The organism is Acinetobacter sp. LCT-H3 (genome assembly GCF_001866125.1).
Taxonomy (GTDB): Bacteria; Pseudomonadota; Gammaproteobacteria; order Pseudomonadales; family Moraxellaceae; genus Acinetobacter; species Acinetobacter schindleri.
In genome coordinates this window covers 51121-68660 of record NZ_MODX01000017.1, presented here as the reverse complement: position 1 = coordinate 68660, position 17540 = coordinate 51121, and the positions used below count along the sequence as shown (strand labels likewise).

Sequence of the window (17540 nt, the reverse complement as noted above, 5' to 3'; positions counted from 1 at the left end):
TGCATTCTACAGTATTTCAGATGCCTTGCAACACCTTTTTTAAAACATTTGAAACGTGTGTTTATTTTATAAACCACAATATTTATAAATAACTGTTTTATATATAAAAAATATTTAAATAAAAATGTTCATTATTTTATTTGGAAATATTTGAAATAATTAAATATTTGATTTTTATAAATTTTATTAAATTAAAAAAGCAAAAAGCAGAACTTTCGTCCTGCTTTTTGTATTTAATCTAATCAGATTAGAACTTCATACTGATTCTTGCCCAGTAATTTCGTCCCATATTATTGAATTGTTCATTAGCCGCCAGACCGACACCTGCATTTCCCATCTTATTCAAATGCTCGGTATAGGTTTTATCTAACACATTATCAATACCCACCGATAAATCGATGTCTTCTGCTAAATTATAGGTTCCATTTAGCGATAATATGCTAAAGCCTGTGCTTGGCTGTAGATCGTATCCAACAATATTACCTTCATCCTTACTAATACGGTTTTGACCATCCACGACACGCCACAATAACCCAACATTGTATTTGTCTTGAATATAGCGCAAGTTAACTCGTGCCTCTAAAGGTGCAATTTGTGGCAACGGCGTATTATTGGTCGTGTTTTCACCCCAGGCATACATAGCACTCACGTCAGCCTGAATCGCATCAGTCAATTGATAACCAATTCCAGCTTCTGCACCAGCGATGGTGGCATCGACATTTCGGCTGTGAGCTTCCAACATTCCCATCTTGCCAGTAGGTCTATATGTCGTTAACACATAATCATTAATCAAACCTGCGTATGCTGATGCCCATGAGTTGAATTTACCATGCGAATGCTGATAACCCACATCAAGCTGTAAAGTCTTTTCAGTGTCGATATTTTTAAAGGTATTAGTATTTCCATTGCCTGATTTAGGACTAAACAGCTCCCAGTAGTCTGGCATACGCTCCACATAACCCAGTCCAATATAGGTTTTGCCATCTTCATGTTCAGGATGAATGTTCTCAAAACGCAGGAAGCCACTTGGTAAAAGTTGCTGACGAGACTGATTACTTTGAACTGCATCGACATCCACCTGATCTAAACGCAGACCTGTGACAAATTGATTGTCGTTGCCCAAATCATAAGTCAGTTCACCAAACGCGCCGATGGATTGAAATTCCATGTCGGTCATACGAGGTAGATTCTGATAGGAAACACCATTTGTTGTCTTACGAATCGAATGCTCATTGTTTTGCGTATCAACACCAGAGATCAGTTTGATCTTATCCCAGTCACTGGTCATCGCAACACGCGCATTTAAAGTTTTACGTGCAACGTTAGTTGCCATTTCCATCATAGGTTTAGCACGTAAACTATAGTTATCCATCACATGGTCGTTATAGTTATAGTCGATCTGCCCTTCTACCTTCTGAATCACATCGCTGATATTTCTCTTTTCAACACGCAAACCTAAACTTTCACGGGCAAACTTGGAACCATCCATCATACGGCCAGCATACACCGCTTCACCATCGGCCTTACCACCGGTCAGTTCTACCCAAGTGTTTTCATCGGGTGTCCAGCCTAAAGCCAGATCAGCATTCCAGCGTTCCCAGTCTGATGGCACAGTATTGCCATTACCATCCTGATAGCTGTTGGCTACCGAGCGGTTGGTATTGAGGCGAATATATTTCTGCTCATCACCTGCTGCAACTTCGACATTATGATCAAGACGCCCGAAGGAACCCACCAAAACACTGGTCTGACCGCGATAGTGATGATCTTCATCAAACTGTTCGGGGCTGCGTTCAAAAATCACGGTAGCTGCTGAACCGGTATTGGCATACTGAACCGTTTGTGGTCCTTTAATCACCGAAATACGGTCATAGCTTTCTGGCGAAATATAAGAGGTTGGTGAATCCATCCGGCTTGGGCAGGCCCCAAGATTTTCTGTTCCATCGGTCAAGATTTTAATACGCGAACCGAACATACCGCGGAAAGTGACATCACCATTGGTACCAGCCCCACTATTAACCGAGCTAAAGCCTACAATACTTTGCAGATAGTCAGCACCATCACTGGCAGGAATGGGTTGAATCGGCTGTTTAGGATCTGCACGCACAATCAGACCATTAGCATCATTGCCTGTAGCAGAAGTCACCACAATTGGAGCCATGGTCTGTACTGGCATAGCTTCATTTGCCAGCACCATTGAAGAATAACAAGCAACACAAATCGCAGCCGCAAGAGGCTGTAAAGAAAATTTAGGCTGAGCCATTTCTATCTCACTAAATACATAAATTGAACACGGCCTAAGTCAATTAAGACCCAGATAAAAACAACGTGGATTTATGCAAACAGTGGCGGTGCCCTGCCCTGTGGTAGCAGAAAGAGTTGTTGCAGAACAAACCAGACATGACTGAATGCTTGTTTAAATGCAATCAGTCGAACCTGAATTCGATCCAGTACTTCTTTTAGATCCAGTTCAGGTGGCAGGACCAGATTGCCGTAGACAGTACAGTACTGACATTGATGATTGGCATCATGATGGTCATGGGCAACTTCTATAAACGTAGTCTGAATACTGTGGTCAGCATGATGAGAATGAGCAGCGTGATGCTCATGTGATAAAGGCAACAAAAGTGCACGCGTGATGGTTTCACAGACCGGAGCAACCTGATATTGCTTCGGTAGCAAAGGCTGCAGGAATACAGCGATCTGTAAAAATACGGCTGCCAGAGAAAGTAGCAACCCGCCACGTGTCACCATAGGAGAAGGGCAAATAAAAATTTGTCACCGTTAATTATAACAAAGCCCAGTAAAAACTGGGCAATAATCAATGCATCAATACGACAAAATACTTAGCGTTTCACTGCAACTTTGGCTTTATCACGCTGACGTGCTGCCTTTTCAATTTTTTCACGGGCACGCTGGCGCTTCAAAGGTGATAAATAATCCACGAAAAGTTTACCATTTAAGTGGTCCATTTCATGCTGGATACACACAGCCAACAGGCCATCTGCCTCAACCTCAAATGCTTGACCTTCAAGATTAATTGCTTGAATTTTTACACGTGACGGACGCTCAACTTTATCGTATATTTGAGGCACTGATAGACAGCCCTCTTCGTATGGCTGTGTTTCTTCAGTCAATGGTGTAATTTTGGGGTTAATGAACACCATGGGTTGATCTTTATCTTCAGACAGGTCCATCACAATCAGCTGAATATGACGATCGACTTGTGTCGCGGCTAAACCGATGCCGGGCGCTTCATACATGGTTTCAAACATATCTGCAGCGAGCTGACGAATTTCATCAGTAACCTCTTCGACTGGTTGTGCAATGGTACGAAGACGGGGATCCGGGAAACTTAAAATAGGTAATAAGGCCATACTGCGTCCTCAATTATGCCATTGATCAAAAAACCAAATGAAGGAATGCTTCATTAAAAAATTGTGTGTAAGATCGTTATTATAACGCAACTTACATACATAATTTTAGGAATTATGATAATGAAAAAGGTTTTGAAGGGCATGCCATCTTTTAGTGCCTTGGGGATTAAAAATCAAATGCTCGCACTTGCAGTTTGTGTGGGTGTTGGTATGGGGACAATTTCAACTACACATGCAGCACCAGCTCGTAATGTCAATCCACCAAGCCTGAAAGCATCAGCACCGAATGTCTATGTGGTAAAAAAAGGTGACACATTATGGGATATTTCCAAGCGTTTTCTTAAAAATCCGGTACGCTGGCCAGAAATCTGGGCAGGTAATAAGCATGTGAAAAATCCACACTGGATTTTTCCAGGTGACCGTCTGCTGATGTGCGATTACCAGGGCCGCCCAATCATTGGTAAAGATGAAGGTGATGGCTGTGCCGGTATTATCAACCGTTACCTTGGCACGAATAAGTTACAGCCTCAGGTGCGTATCGAATCGCTCAACAATACTATTCCTGTTATTCCTTTAGCCCATATCCAGCAATGGCTAGAGCGCTATACAATTATGGCAGCAGACTCTATTGAAGGCACTCCTTATATTCTGGGTACAGCTGATCAACGTGTACTGGCTGGTAAAGGCCAGAAAGTTTATGCACGTGGCAATGGCCTGGAAGTGGGTCAACGCTATGCAGTATACCGCGAAGCTGAACCTTATATACTGACTGATGCCAATGGTAAAAAATACACCGCTGCCCTAGAACTGCAACAGGTTGCTTCTGGTATCGCAGTCCGTGGTGAAGGTGATATCACCACACTGGAACTGACCGATAGCTATAATGCTGAAGTCCGTCGTGGTGACCGGGTACTACCAGAATATGATCCAATGCTGCCTACCCTGTTCTATCCAGTAAATGCGGAAAACAACATTTCAGGTGGTCAGATCATTCGTGTATTGGGTTCAATTGGTACAGCTGCACGTCATAGTGTTGTCACCATTGACCGTGGCATAGCACATGGCGTTCAGTCTGGTCATGTGTTTAGTGTGAATCAGCAAGGTGAAGTCGTGACTGATCCAAAAACCAAAGAGCGTGTGCAGCTTCCGGGCGAACGTATTGGTAATGTCATGGTCTTCAAAACGTTTGATCAGTTCAGCTATGCCTATGTCCTAGACAGTGAATTGCCGATCAAAGTGGGCGCTACCATTCAGCCACCGCTGCTGGACGAATAATTTACAAGAACTTTAAGATGATGCTGTGATTCAGCATCATCTTAACCTCATTACTCATTATAAAAATAAGAAGACGCAAGATAGGTCTCAATATGTTGAATTCGTTATCCACGACTCAACTGGACAACATTCGCTTATGGTATGTAGTCCAGCATTCCCTCACCAGTTTCTATCGCTTATCTGATTATTATGAAAATCTTGCTGATGCTGTTCAGCCGGATCAAGTCGAGACCTGGCTAAAACTAAGCATTCATAAAAATCACATCCAGCGGCTTCAGGATTTCAATTGCAAAGATGCCCAGCGCGAGTTTCAGTTTTGTCTGGAGCAGATCCAGAAAACTTGCGACTTTATTTTATTACATAATGAAGCAGACTATCCTCAGCAACTGAGTCATTACACCGATAAACCGCCGATTGTATTTGGTCAGGGCAAGGCCGACAGTTTATTACAGGCACAGGTGGCAATTGTGGGCAGCCGCAAACCGAGCAATCACGGTCGTCAGATGGCTTATGATTTTGCTTACTACTTAAGTGAACAAGGTTTTTATATCAATAGTGGACTGGCGCAAGGCATTGATGAAGCGGCACATCGGGCAGCGCTGCAGCAGCATCGTACGATTGCAGTGATGGGTACGGGTCTGGATCAAACCTATCCGGCGACAAATCAGCCATTAAAAGAACAGATCATTGCCCAAGGCGGCACGGTGATTACAGAATTTTTGCCCGGTACTCCGCCTCTGCAACATCATTTTCCACGGCGTAACCGTATTGTAAGTGGACTGAGTCTGGGTGTTATTGTGGCTGAAGCTGCCCTTAAAAGTGGCTCACTCATCACTGCCAAACTGGCTGCCGAACAAGGAAAAACCGTGTTTGCGATTCCCGGACATATCTACAGTGAAAATCACAAAGGCTGTCACCAGCTCATCCGCGAAGGTGCAATTCTGATTGATCATCCACACCAGGTGGTTGAAGATCTGGCATTAGCCACCCAATGGCAGGCAGCTGAACAAATTTACAAAGCAGAAAATAGTGAACCCGGATTGATCGAGATTCCAGCACACCTGATTCCGCTCTACAACCAGCTCGACTGGATCGGACAAGGCCTAGATCAGATCAGCATTCAACTCAGCCAGGATGTTTCCACAATCACAGCACAGTTGATGGAACTGGAATTACTCGGTTTCAGTACACAACAAGCCGGTATGTTTCTACGTTGTCGTACAGGCAAATAAGGTTCACAATAGCCCTTTGTTGTTTTTAAAAGGTATATACATGATCACCACCTCTGTTGCCGAAGCAGCGACATTCCTGAAACAAGGACAAGTCTTGGCATACCCTACAGAGGCTGTCTGGGGTTTGGGCTGTGACCCTCACAACGAACAGGCATTTCACCAGATTCTGCAACTGAAACAGCGTCCAATTGAAAAAGGTGTGATTCTTCTTGCTGGACATATTTCCCAAGTAGAACATTTACTAGAAGCACTGACACCAGAAATCCGCGAACGTATTATTGCTTCATGGACCAACCGCAGCGTATCCGAACGTGCCACCACCTGGCTATTACCTGCCAGTGAAGATATTCCGGCCTGGATTAAAGGCAATCATCCTAAAGTTGCGGTACGTGTTACCACCCACCCTTTATGTATGGCTTTATGTCAGGCTTTTGGAGGCTATATCGTTTCGACCAGTGCCAATCCAGCAGGTCTAAATCCCGCACTTTCACTTCAGGATGCAAAACAGTACTTTAAAGAATCTGAGAGCCTGAACTACTTAAATGGCGATTTAGGACTGAGTCAGGAACCCAGCAAAATTATTGATGCTGTGACAGGTGAAGTAATCCGCGCTTAAGCACGGATTCATTTTTTGGCTTTTTCAAATCCGACTAAAGTTTTAAGGTAAAAAAAAGCTCAGCCATATAGGGATGGCTGAGCATAAAAAAGGATGTGTATTATCACATCCAGAGGGTATCGAAATCTCTGGGCATTTCAGCAACAGTCGCTGATCTGCGATGGAGCGTATTATGGGCGAACAGTTTAAAAAAAACAAATATATTTTAGCTCTTAAAAAACAGCTTAAACCTATGATTAATCAATCATTATTTGAAAAAATTCAAATTATCTTGCTCTTTTTAAAGTGCTTTTTAAAGAAGCTAAAAGCTACTCTTCTCGACTAAAGTCTATTTGCCTTTATTCACGAGATCATTCAAGCAAAAAATTAAGTTTGTTTGTTCGTTTTTTGGGCAACTATTTGGCTTTCAGGAGCACTGGCGCCACAGTTTTTTTCTGAGCCAGCACAATTCCGAACAGAATAATCGCCCCACCAATACTGTGATAAATGGTCCAGGCCTCTTTTAACCAGACAAAGGCAATTAAAGCGGTAAACACCGGCATCAGGTTCATAAAGATACTGGTACGGGTCGGTCCCAGACGCTGAATCGCCATCATCCACACCAAAGGGGCAATTAATGAAGGGAAAATACTGGCGTAGATAACGCTGCCGGCATTGGTCATATTGATGGCATCAAGACCCAACCAGGTCACAAACGGCAGGTGATACAGCAGCGCAAACAGAATCTGCACATACAGGCTCAGCATTAACGGAATCTGCAGCTGCCATTTTTTCAGAAAAACCCCATAAAAGGCATAGAAAAACACGGCGATAATCATCAGCAGATCGCCCCATTGGCCGCCGGCATGCAGCAGGCCCCAAGGATTGCCCTGCCCCATCACATAGATCAGCCCGGCAAAGGACAACAGACTGCCAATAATGGCGTAGCGATTCGGAATATCGCGCAGAATCAGCATCGACACAAAAATGGTAAAAATCGGAATAAAGGCATTAATAATGCCCATATTGGTGGCGGTGGTGTAATGTGCAGCGGTATAAGCCAGTCCCTGATACAGCACCAGACCAAAGGCACTCAGCACTGCCAGCTGTTTCAGATGCGGCACAATCAGGGCACGCTCACGAATCACCCGCGGCAAAATAAACGGGGTTAGAATCAGAAAGGCAAAAAACCAGCGATAAAAACTGATGCTCACCGGCGAGATAAAGTCGGTCACATAGCGGGTCACGACAATATTCAGTGACCAGATCAGTACCGCAGTCAATGGCAGTAATAATGCCCACCACACTACCTTGTGTCGCTGTGTCATATACTCATCCATAAAGTGTAGGGTTCAGCATTGTCTGCAAGTCCAAGCCAGCAGCTTTCAATTCAACGCCGTTATTGTGTAGCACAAGCATAATTGATTTTTCACATAAAATTAATGCATGGATTTAAATTTACCCGACTGCCCTACATGTTTTTACTTGTACTCAGCCGGAATACCCGTTACAACATTCGACAGGATAAACACATCAAAAACAGGACTTCATATGAGCACTTCAGTCTACGACATTCCAGTATTAAGCATTCAGGGTGCAGAATTCACTCTCAATCAGTATCAGGGCAAAGTTTTGCTCATCGTCAATGTGGCATCTAAATGTGGCCTGACTCCACAATATGAAGGCTTGCAAAAGCTGTATAACGAGAAAAAAGCCGAAGGTCTGGAGATTCTAGGTTTCCCATCAAATGATTTCCTGGCACAGGAGCCAGGCAGCGAGAAGGAAATCCAGGAATTCTGTTCAGTAAACTATCAGGTCGATTTCCCGCTATTTGCCAAGATCCCGGTTGTTGGAGAAGCCAAACATCCTTTATATGCTGCTTTAACCCAAGCGATTCCTGAACGTACCGGTGAAGGCCCATGGTGGAAAGATCTGGTTGATTACGGCCTGACTCCAAACCAGCCACCTGAAGTGCTATGGAATTTTGAAAAATTCCTGGTCAATAAAAATGGTGAAGTAGTGGCTCGCTTTGCACCGGATATTACTGCAGATGATCCACGTATCATCGATGCAATTAATGCCGAATTGGCTAAATAATTTGCAATAGTAATATAAGCATCTCTCATGGTTAGAGATGCTTATATTTTTTAATTAAAAAAAGATATGTATATTAATAAAATCATTCAATTTACTTCTTCTATTTTCCTTCCAGATTTTAATATTTACACTACACTCTCTTCAATTTCAAACACCTCTGCCAGCCTATGATGAGCTCATACACAAACAAACCGCCATAATGAAAGGTGAAGTATGAAAACGCTGGTGAAAGCAATTGTTTTATCGATCTCAACTGCACTGGTTGCTATTCCAGCCATGGCTGCGCCTCAGGATCATCATCAATATAGCAAGTCGCATGCTCAACAACAGCATCATGCTCCTCAGCACCATCAGCTAAACAAACACCCAGCTCAACAGCATAAACAGGGTTATAAAAAAGTTGATCCATCACGTGATTGGCGAGTAGGTCAAAAAGTCCCAAACCAATACCAAAGTAAAATCTATAAAGTGGATCACAGCAAATATAAACGACTCAACAAGCCAGGTAGAAATCAACAATGGATTAAAGTGAATGGCGACTATATTCTGATGAATGTCGTTAACGATAAGGTCATTAAAATTATCGCAGCTTAAACCCTGCTCTCCTCGGTGAAAAAAAGAGCGCTTTGACGCTCTTTTTTATGCTTGAATATCTATAGTGAGGCCTTTTTTGTTATTCATTTGCAACTCTCCGCATTTTCTACAAATTTCATCCCTATATTAATGTCTGTAAGCAGTAAATAATGATGAGCACCCCAATGAAATTTAAGCAAATTCTCCAAAATAGCGTACTACCTTTTGCCCTTTTTGCAGGTGCATTGAGTTTGCTGGGATGTGATCAGGTTTCTGCCCCTGCTTCATATACTGAAAAACCGGAGCAACAGGATGTAGCAGAAGAACAGACAGCAGTATCAGAAAATACTGAAGTACAGCAATCTTCTGCAGACCTTAAAAGTGGCAATATGTTCTACATCGTACGTGATGTGGCCGATTTGCAGTTAAAGGCTGGTGATTACGTGACCCAGCTGAAGCAAACCCAGACTGAACTGGAAACTGCGGTCAGTGAAAAAGATACTTCTCAATTGCAAAGCGCCGCAATGCAATTGCAACAGCAATTAAAAGGCTTTAATCAGACTTTAAGTGGCTTAAACTTGAAAAGTCAGGAAGTTGATCAGGTACGTAGCAACCTGATGAATGCCAACCAGCAAGCATTGGCATCTCCTTTCCTGAATGGCCAGATGGATTTCAGTCAGGTGGATTTCCAGAAGCTGGAAAAACAGATGGGAAATATCCAGTCTGAAATGATCAAGCTGGCCGCAATGATGATTCCTGAGAAACAATCCCAGGCAGCAGAACAGGAAAGTTGATCTCAGTTTTATAGATGACCTAGGCTCCCTGATAAACCAGTCACCAGACTGGTTTATTACTATTAAATATAGATTAATAGAAGAAGCGGTTTAGTAAGCCGCTTCTTTACTGGAAGGATAAGGCAGAAAAGTCATTATTCTTTAGGACTTTTCACGACGACTAAACGTTTTTGGGTGAATTCTCTGAAACCGTCAATCGATAATTCATGCCCATAACCAGAGTTTTTGATACCACCAAATGGCAGCTCTGGTGCGGTATCGGTAAACCAGTTAATCCAGATCATGCCGGTTTCAACTCGTGAAGCCAGTTTTTTGGCACGCTCGATATCTTGAGAGTGAATCACACCACCGAGACCATAATGCGAATCGTTGGCAATCGAAACGATTTCATCTTCATCCTTCGCGACATAAATCTGGGCCACAGGACCAAAGAATTCTTCATACCAGGCCGGATTATCACGGCTGATATTTTCCAGAATTGTCGGCTCATAAAAGTTACCTGCATGCTCGATAGGCTTACCACCTATCAGCACAGTAGCACCATGCGCTACCGCCTTATCGACCTGTTTGGTCAGTTTTTCCAGAGCGTCCGCTGATGATAAAGGTGCCAGTGTCGTTTCAGGTTCGAGTGGGTCGCCAATTTTCAGTTCCTGAAAAGCTTTCAGCATACCTGCTTTAAATTCATTAGCGATTTTTTCATGCAAAATAAAACGTTTGGCCGCAGTACAGACTTGGCCTGAGTTATTTACCCGGGCCTGACAGCCAATTTTAATGGCTTTTTCCAGATCAGCATCATCCAGTACAATAAAGACATCATTACCACCAAGTTCCAAGGTGGATTTTTTAATGTATTTACCTGCCTGTTCTGCTACGGCACTTCCGGCACCTTCTGAGCCTGTCAAAGCCACACCCTGTACACGCGGATCAGTAATAATCTCTTGAACCTGATCAGAACTGATAAACAGGTTAATCCAGACACCTCTTGGTGCACCTGCTTCCAGCACGAGCTTTTCAAAGGCTTCGGCACATTGCGGCACAATACCAGCATGTTTGGCCAGGACCGGATTGCCAATTGCGCAGTTTGGGGCAAAGACACGCATCAATTGATAGAACGGGAAGTTCCATGGCTCAACAGCCATCACAATACCCAAAGGATGATGTTCTACCCATGCTTCGCCGAGTTCCGTTTCATAAGACACCGGAGCTAGAAACTCTTTGGCGTGATCAGCAAAGTATTCGGCAATTTTGGCGCAAGATTCAATTTCCCCTTCACTCTGTTTAATCAGTTTACCCATATCCAGCGTCATGAGCTTCGCCAGTTCGGTTTTTTGTTCACGTAATTTTTGCGCGATATTCTTTAGTACTTCAATACGTTGATCAATCTGTTGTGGCCAGTCTGACTTGAGAATCTGTTCTGCCTGATCCAGCGCATTTTGTATATGCTCATCTGTATGTGGCGAATAGTCTTTCAATTTTTGATTGGTAAATGGGTTAATAGATTGATATGCCATGACTTTCCCTTTTTCAATTATAAGTTTTGCTTGTTTTCGACCTCTTTAAATCAATTCAAACAAGCTTGCATGTGGGGTAGTCACTTAACTTAGCATTGTTTTTTTTATGTTCAGGGAATGTTTACAGATTGGTTCAAAACATTACTGAGAAAGGGTAAAAGTTATATCGAGTGGTACAAAATATAATTATACGGGTTGGTTAAAAAGCTATTTAACAGATCTAAAAAGCAACTACTTTTTTTTACTAGACTTATAAGATAAGTAGATTCAAACTGAATTTTTACAATAAAAAAACCACCCTTTCGGGTGGTTTCTTCAATCTTAAACCGGCAATTACATTGCGCGGTTTTTGATTTTACGGATCGTTTCCAACTGAGCAGCAGTTTCTGCAAGAGCAGCCAAAGCAGCAGCAGCGTCCAAATCGCCCTTTTGATTTGCTAGCAATTGTTCAGCGTGTTTACGCGCTTCAATAATTGCCGCTTCATCCAAGTTTTCTGCACGGACTGCTGTATCAGCAAGAACCGTAACAACATGCGGTTGAACTTCTAGAACACCACCAGATACATAGATTAATTCTTCTGTACCGTTTTCCAAAATAACGCGGATCGCGCCAGGTTGGAGCAAAGTTACCAGCGGAGCGTGACCAGGCATAATACCTAACTCGCCGCCAGCACCTTTAGCAATTAGCATAGTTACAGTGCCTGAGTACAAAGACTCTTGAACACTTACAACGTCACATTGCATAGTCGCCATGAGAATCTCCTAAATTAGGGAACTAATTAAAGTTTCTCAGCTTTAGCAATCACTTCGTCAATACCACCAACCATATAGAACGCTTGTTCTGGGATGTGATCGTATTCACCAGCTAGAAGACCTTTAAAGCCACGAATCGTTTCTTTAAGCGGTACAAGTTTACCAGGAGCACCAGTAAACACTTCAGCTACGTGGAACGGTTGAGAGAAGAAACGTTGGATCTTACGTGCGCGATACACGATAAGTTTGTCTTCTTCTGACAATTCGTCCATACCAAGAATTGCGATAATGTCTTTCAATTCTTTATAACGTTGAAGAACGTTTTGAACTGAACGAGCGATTTCGTAGTGTTCTTGGCCAACTACAAGTGGATCTAACTGACGTGAAGTAGAGTCAAGTGGATCGATCGCAGGGTAAATACCTTGAGAAGCGATGTCACGGCTCAATACAACAGTTGCGTCCAAGTGAGCGAACGTAGTTGCAGGCGATGGATCTGTTAAGTCATCGGCAGGTACGTATACCGCTTGAATTGACGTAATAGAACCAGACTTAGTAGATGTAATACGTTCTTGAAGAACACCCATCTCTTCTGCAAGTGTAGGCTGGTAACCTACTGCAGATGGCATACGACCTAGAAGTGCTGATACTTCAGTACCTGCTAGTGTATAACGGTAGATGTTGTCAACGAACAATAGTACGTCACGGCCTTTACCGTTTTCGTCTTTTTGATCACGGAAGTACTCAGCCATAGTCAGACCAGTCAACGCTACACGTAGACGGTTACCTGGTGGCTCGTTCATCTGACCGTAGACCATTGCTACTTTGTCTAGAACGTTAGAGTCTTTCATCTCGTGATAGAAGTCGTTACCTTCACGAGTACGCTCACCAACACCAGCGAACACAGATAAACCTGAGTGCGCTTTCGCGATGTTGTTGATCAACTCCATCATGTTTACAGTTTTACCAACACCGGCACCACCGAACAGACCAACTTTACCACCTTTCGCGAACGGGCATAGTAAGTCAATGACTTTAATACCAGTTTCTAGAAGGTCAGTAGAAGCCGCTTGTTCTGCATAAGAAGGCGCTTGACGGTGAATTGGTAAACGCTCTTCAGTTGCAACTGGACCAGCTTCGTCGATTGGGCGACCAAGAACGTCCATGATACGACCTAGAGTTGCTGTACCTACTGGTACAGAAATCGGCGCGTTAGTGTTAGTTACGTTCAAACCACGCTTAAGGCCTTCAGTAGAACCCATTGCAATAGTACGAACTACGCCATCACCAAGTTGTTGCTGAACTTCTAATGTAGTTTCAGTACCGTCAACTTGGAGAGCGTCATAGATCTTAGGAACGCTGTTACGTTCAAACTCGACGTCGATAACCGCGCCGATGATCTGAATGATACGACCGCTACTCATTGCTGTCTCCTCAATTCAAACTAATATATGTTAAACGGCAGCGGCACCACCAACGATCTCAGAAATTTCCTGAGTAATCGCGGCTTGACGCAGCTTGTTATAAATAAGTTGCAGGTTCTTGATCAAATCACCGGCGTTGTCTGTTGCAGCTTTCATTGCAACCATACGAGCAGACTGCTCACACGCGATGTTTTCGATCACACCTTGATACACCACAGACTCGATGTAACGAACCAACAAGCCATTTAAAAGCTCTTCAGCTTCAGGCTCGTAGATGTAGTCCCAACCGTATTGACGGTTAAGCGTCTTGTCTTCTTCAGCAGCTGCTAAAGGAACAAGCTGTTCGATCTTTTGGTTTTGAGTCATGGCGTTGACAAAGCCGTTAGATACTAGATAAATACGATCTAACTCGCCTTTATCGTAAGCGTCTAACATCACCTGTACAGAACCAGATAACTGTTCAAGACTTGGAGTGTCGCCCACTTGAGTGGTCGCACCAAGTACTTTACCGCCGTAGTTTTTAAAAAACGAAACCGCTTTTTGACCAATCAAAGCAAATTGAACTTCAATTGACTGCTCTTGTTGCTGTTGAACGTGTTTTACCACTTTCTTGAACAGGTTAATATTCAAACCACCAGCAAGGCCGCGATCTGATGACACGATGATATAGCCAACGCGCTTTACAGGACGTTCAACCATATAACGGTGTTTGTATTCAGGATTCGCTTGAACCAAGTGAGCAATTACACGGTGCATATTTTCGGCATACGGACGGCCTTGAGCCATGCGCTCTTGCGCACGACGCATCTTAGAAGCTGCTACCATCTGCATCGCGCGAGTAATTTTCTGCGTGCTTTTGATACTAGCTACTTTGGCGCGAATTTCTTTTAAATTTGCCATACGCTTAACCTAGTATTCGAAGGCCCTTTCGAGCCCTCGAAGGTTGATTCCGTGAACCAAACCAACACTAATTAGCAAGTTGCTATATTAGTAAGTTTGAGTCGCTTTGAACTTTTCAATACCCGCTTTGAATTCAGCTTCGATATCTTTGTCCCAAGCACCAGTCTCGTCAACTTTTTGCATAACTGCAGCATGTTCTGAACGGAAGTAAGAAATTAACGCAGCATCAAAGTCTACGATTTTCTTCACTTCTACGTCAGCCATATAGCCTTCGTTAGATGCATAAACTGATACAGCTTGGTCAGCGATTGAGTATGGAGCATATTGTTTTTGCTTCATAAGCTCAGTTACGCGTTGACCGTGTTCAAGCTGTTTACGAGTTGCTTCGTCAAGGTCAGAAGCGAACTGAGCAAACGCTGCCAATTCACGGTACTGTGCAAGTGCAGTACGGATACCACCAGACAATTTCTTGATGACTTTAGTCTGCGCAGAACCACCAACACGAGATACAGAGATACCCGCGTTCACAGCAGGACGAATACCCGCATTGAACAATGATGTTTCAAGGAAGATCTGACCGTCAGTAATCGAAATTACGTTGGTTGGTACGAATGCAGATACGTCACCCGCTTGAGTTTCAATAATCGGCAATGCAGTTAATGAACCAGTTTGGCCTTTAACTTCACCGTTAGTGAATTTCTCAACGTAGTCAGCAGATACGCGAGAAGCACGTTCAAGTAGACGTGAATGTAGATAGAACACGTCACCTGGGTAAGCTTCACGACCTGGTGGACGACGAAGAAGCAATGAAATTTGACGGTAAGCAACAGCTTGTTTAGACAAGTCATCATAGATGATCAGAGCGTCTTCACCGCGGTCACGGAAGTATTCGCCCATTGTACAGCCTGAGTACGGAGCAAGGAAAAGCATTGCTGCTGGATCCGCTGCCGCTGCTGCTACAACAGTTGTATACGCCATAGCGCCAGTTTCTTCCAGCTTGCGCACAACGTTAGCGATAGTCGATTGTTTTTGACCAATTGCTACGTATACACATTTAATGCCAGAGTTTTTCTGAGCGATGATCGCATCGATCGCCATAGCTGTTTTACCAGTCTGACGGTCACCAATGATCAACTCACGTTGACCACGGCCTACTGGGATCATTGTATCTACTGATTTATAACCAGTTTGTACAGGTTGATCCACTGATTGACGCCAAATTACGCCTGGTGCTACTTTTTCAACAGCATCAGTCAGTTTTGCATCAATAGGGCCTTTACCATCAATCGGGTTACCCAAAGCGTCTACGACACGGCCAAGAAGTTCAGGACCAACCGGAACTTCTAATACACGACCTGTGCAACGCGCTTTTTGACCTTCTTGAAGGTTTAAGTAGTTACCTAAAACAACGACGCCCACTGAATCCTGTTCTAGGTTCAGTGCCATACCGTATAAGCCGCCGTCGAATTCGATCATTTCACCGTACATTGCATCAGCAAGGCCGTGAATACGCACAATACCGTCGGATACCATAACAATGGTACCTTCGTTTTTAGCGGTCGCGCTGGTGTCCAGATCGCCGATACGCTGTTTAATGAGCGCACTGATCTCGGATGGATTCAGTTGTTGCATTGCGCTATACCTCAATCTTTTTAAAGTTCAGTCTTCTTATTTCTTAAGCAAGAAGACGAGTACGCATTTTTTCAAGCTTATTAAGCGCAGAATCATCTATCACTTGGTCGCCTGCACGAATAACCACACCAGCAATAAGCTCTGGTTTAACTTCTACAGAAACATTTACCGCCGCTTCGAATTTTTTCTCTAATGCGTGAGTAAGGAGTTGTTCCTGTACAGAAGTCAATGGGAATGCCGATTCAATCACAACATCCACAGTATTGTTATTCTGTGATTTGAGCTGTTCATATTCTGCAGCAATTTCAGGAAGCAAAGCCAAACGTGCATTTTCAGCAAGCATCGTCAAAAAGTTTGACACTGCAGGCGTTTGGTCTTCGCCTAAAACTTTAGCAAAAAGTGTCACCTGCTCAGCAGGTGTCAACTCAGGGCGATTTAGATAAGCTGAAAATGCTTCGTCTTGCACCGCAGCACTGAGCAATTCAAGTGCAGTTGACCAAGAGTCAGCTGTACCTTGCTCAGAAGCGTAAGCAAATGCTGCTTTAGCGTAAGGGCGTGCCAACGTCAAGAGTTCAGCCATAATCCGCCTCTCTTAAAGTTTAGCAGCCAGCTGAGTCAGCATGGCATTGTGAGCTTCTGCGTCAACTTGCTGGCTAAGAATTTTCTCAGCGCCAGCAACTGCAAGAGCAGCCACTTGTTGACGTAATTCTTCGCGAGCAGAATTGATTTCAGTATCAACAGCTTCTTTAGCCTGTTGACGAATACGCTCACCTTCAGCTGACGCTTGAGTACGAGCTTCTTCTACCAATTGCGCTGCACGACGGTTCGCTTGTTCGATCAATTGAGCCGCTTGTGCTTTTGCCGCGTCCAGTTCAGCTTTCACTTGTGCTTGCGCATCTGCAAGGTCAGCCTTCGCTTTTTCAGCAGCATTTAAGCCATCAGCGATTTTACGCTGACGTTCACTAATCGCATTGATTAGTGGTGGCCATACAAACTTCATGCAGAATGCGACGAAAATCGCAAACGCAATCGCTTGGCCAAACAATGTGAGGTTGATATTCATTGCAAATTCCTCAAATAGTGAATTTCGGAATTAAGCTGATTAACCTACAAATGGATTAGCGAAGATGAAGAACAAGCCAATACCAACACCGATCATAGGCACAGCATCAAGAAGACCTGCGATTAAGAACATACGAGTTTGAAGTTGTGGAGCCAATTCTGGTTGACGAGCTACAGCTTCAAGGAAACGGCCGCCTAAAAGACCAAAACCAATCGCAGTACCTAAAGCACCGAAAGCGATCAAGATAGCAGATGCAATTGCAACTAGACCTAAAGTGAGTTCCATGATAATTCCTCAGAGGTTAGGTTTTATACCAA

The 17540-nt window shown here is 43.6% G+C and carries 19 protein-coding genes; 7 read left to right on the top strand and 12 right to left on the bottom strand.

Annotated elements, in window-relative coordinates; all coding sequences use genetic code 11:
* Positions 1 to 247: 247 nt before the first annotated feature.
* The 3 genes from BK820_RS10130 to def form a co-directional block, all read right to left on the bottom strand.
* The gene (locus tag BK820_RS10130; protein WP_071320830.1) at positions 248 to 2263 is read right to left on the bottom strand and encodes a TonB-dependent copper receptor; all 2016 of its coding nucleotides are present in this window, start codon (positions 2261 to 2263) and stop codon (positions 248 to 250) included.
* A 71-nt stretch (positions 2264 to 2334) separates the two neighbouring features.
* A complete protein-coding gene (locus tag BK820_RS10125) occupies positions 2335 to 2754 on the bottom strand; it encodes a DUF2946 family protein (protein ID WP_071320829.1) in 420 nt (139 codons plus the stop codon).
* A 92-nt stretch (positions 2755 to 2846) separates the two neighbouring features.
* Positions 2847 to 3377, bottom strand: coding sequence for a peptide deformylase (def, locus tag BK820_RS10120; protein WP_005220256.1), 531 nt, complete (start codon positions 3375 to 3377; stop codon positions 2847 to 2849).
* Positions 3378 to 3497: 120 nt separating this feature from the next.
* On the opposite strand from def, the gene BK820_RS10115 reads away from it, so the two are divergent.
* The 4 genes from BK820_RS10115 to BK820_RS15695 all read left to right on the top strand — a co-directional run bounded on the left by BK820_RS10115 (position 3498) and on the right by BK820_RS15695 (position 6825).
* Positions 3498 to 4652, top strand: coding sequence for a LysM peptidoglycan-binding domain-containing protein (locus BK820_RS10115; RefSeq protein WP_071320828.1), 1155 nt, complete (start codon positions 3498 to 3500; stop codon positions 4650 to 4652).
* Between the two features lie 92 nt (positions 4653 to 4744).
* A complete protein-coding gene (gene dprA / locus BK820_RS10110; protein ID WP_071320827.1) occupies positions 4745 to 5884 on the top strand; it encodes a DNA-processing protein DprA in 1140 nt (379 codons plus the stop codon).
* A gap of 40 nt (positions 5885 to 5924) precedes the next feature.
* Positions 5925 to 6500 carry an L-threonylcarbamoyladenylate synthase type 1 TsaC gene (gene tsaC, locus BK820_RS10105; RefSeq protein ID WP_004895281.1) on the top strand — a complete coding sequence of 192 codons (576 nt, stop codon included), beginning with the start codon at positions 5925 to 5927 and terminating at the stop codon, positions 6498 to 6500.
* 172 nt (positions 6501 to 6672) lie between these two features.
* A complete protein-coding gene (locus BK820_RS15695) occupies positions 6673 to 6825 on the top strand; it encodes a hypothetical protein (protein WP_228152212.1) in 153 nt (50 codons plus the stop codon).
* A gap of 70 nt (positions 6826 to 6895) precedes the next feature.
* Here BK820_RS15695 and BK820_RS10100 read toward each other — a convergent pair whose 3' ends face one another.
* Positions 6896 to 7807, bottom strand: coding sequence for a DMT family transporter (locus BK820_RS10100; protein ID WP_071320826.1), 912 nt, complete (start codon positions 7805 to 7807; stop codon positions 6896 to 6898).
* 223 nt (positions 7808 to 8030) lie between these two features.
* On the opposite strand from BK820_RS10100, the gene BK820_RS10095 reads away from it, so the two are divergent.
* The 3 genes from BK820_RS10095 to BK820_RS10085 all read left to right on the top strand — a co-directional run bounded on the left by BK820_RS10095 (position 8031) and on the right by BK820_RS10085 (position 9943).
* The gene (locus BK820_RS10095) at positions 8031 to 8576 is read left to right on the top strand and encodes a glutathione peroxidase (RefSeq protein ID WP_004814265.1); all 546 of its coding nucleotides are present in this window, start codon (positions 8031 to 8033) and stop codon (positions 8574 to 8576) included.
* Between the two features lie 213 nt (positions 8577 to 8789).
* Positions 8790 to 9170 carry an RcnB family protein gene (locus BK820_RS10090; RefSeq protein ID WP_004814264.1) on the top strand — a complete coding sequence of 127 codons (381 nt, stop codon included), beginning with the start codon at positions 8790 to 8792 and terminating at the stop codon, positions 9168 to 9170.
* Positions 9171 to 9334: 164 nt separating this feature from the next.
* On the top strand, positions 9335 to 9943 hold the full coding sequence (locus tag BK820_RS10085; RefSeq protein ID WP_004814261.1) for a PM1805 family lipoprotein: 609 nt from the start codon (positions 9335 to 9337) through the stop codon (positions 9941 to 9943).
* A gap of 134 nt (positions 9944 to 10077) precedes the next feature.
* Here the strand turns inward: BK820_RS10085 and BK820_RS10080 are convergent, their stop codons facing one another.
* The 8 genes from BK820_RS10080 to atpE form a co-directional block, all read right to left on the bottom strand.
* Complete coding sequence (locus BK820_RS10080; RefSeq protein WP_071320825.1) at positions 10078 to 11454, bottom strand: NAD-dependent succinate-semialdehyde dehydrogenase; 1377 nt, start codon at positions 11452 to 11454, stop codon at positions 10078 to 10080.
* A 333-nt stretch (positions 11455 to 11787) separates the two neighbouring features.
* Positions 11788 to 12207, bottom strand: a complete 420-nt coding sequence (locus tag BK820_RS10075; RefSeq protein ID WP_004814254.1) for a F0F1 ATP synthase subunit epsilon — start codon at positions 12205 to 12207, stop codon at positions 11788 to 11790.
* A gap of 26 nt (positions 12208 to 12233) precedes the next feature.
* Positions 12234 to 13628 (bottom strand): F0F1 ATP synthase subunit beta, encoded by a 1395-nt coding sequence (atpD, locus tag BK820_RS10070; protein ID WP_004895294.1) that lies wholly within the window; start codon positions 13626 to 13628, stop codon positions 12234 to 12236.
* A 30-nt stretch (positions 13629 to 13658) separates the two neighbouring features.
* Complete coding sequence (gene atpG, locus BK820_RS10065; RefSeq protein ID WP_004814251.1) at positions 13659 to 14528, bottom strand: F0F1 ATP synthase subunit gamma; 870 nt, start codon at positions 14526 to 14528, stop codon at positions 13659 to 13661.
* 87 nt (positions 14529 to 14615) lie between these two features.
* Positions 14616 to 16160 (bottom strand): F0F1 ATP synthase subunit alpha, encoded by a 1545-nt coding sequence (gene atpA / locus BK820_RS10060; protein WP_004814250.1) that lies wholly within the window; start codon positions 16158 to 16160, stop codon positions 14616 to 14618.
* Positions 16161 to 16203: 43 nt separating this feature from the next.
* The gene (locus BK820_RS10055; protein ID WP_004814249.1) at positions 16204 to 16740 is read right to left on the bottom strand and encodes a F0F1 ATP synthase subunit delta; all 537 of its coding nucleotides are present in this window, start codon (positions 16738 to 16740) and stop codon (positions 16204 to 16206) included.
* A gap of 12 nt (positions 16741 to 16752) precedes the next feature.
* Entirely contained in the window at positions 16753 to 17223 is a 471-nt protein-coding gene (locus tag BK820_RS10050; RefSeq protein WP_004814248.1) for a F0F1 ATP synthase subunit B, read from the bottom strand.
* A 39-nt stretch (positions 17224 to 17262) separates the two neighbouring features.
* Positions 17263 to 17508 carry a F0F1 ATP synthase subunit C gene (atpE, locus tag BK820_RS10045; protein WP_000424060.1) on the bottom strand — a complete coding sequence of 82 codons (246 nt, stop codon included), beginning with the start codon at positions 17506 to 17508 and terminating at the stop codon, positions 17263 to 17265.
* Positions 17509 to 17540 lie beyond the last annotated feature (32 nt).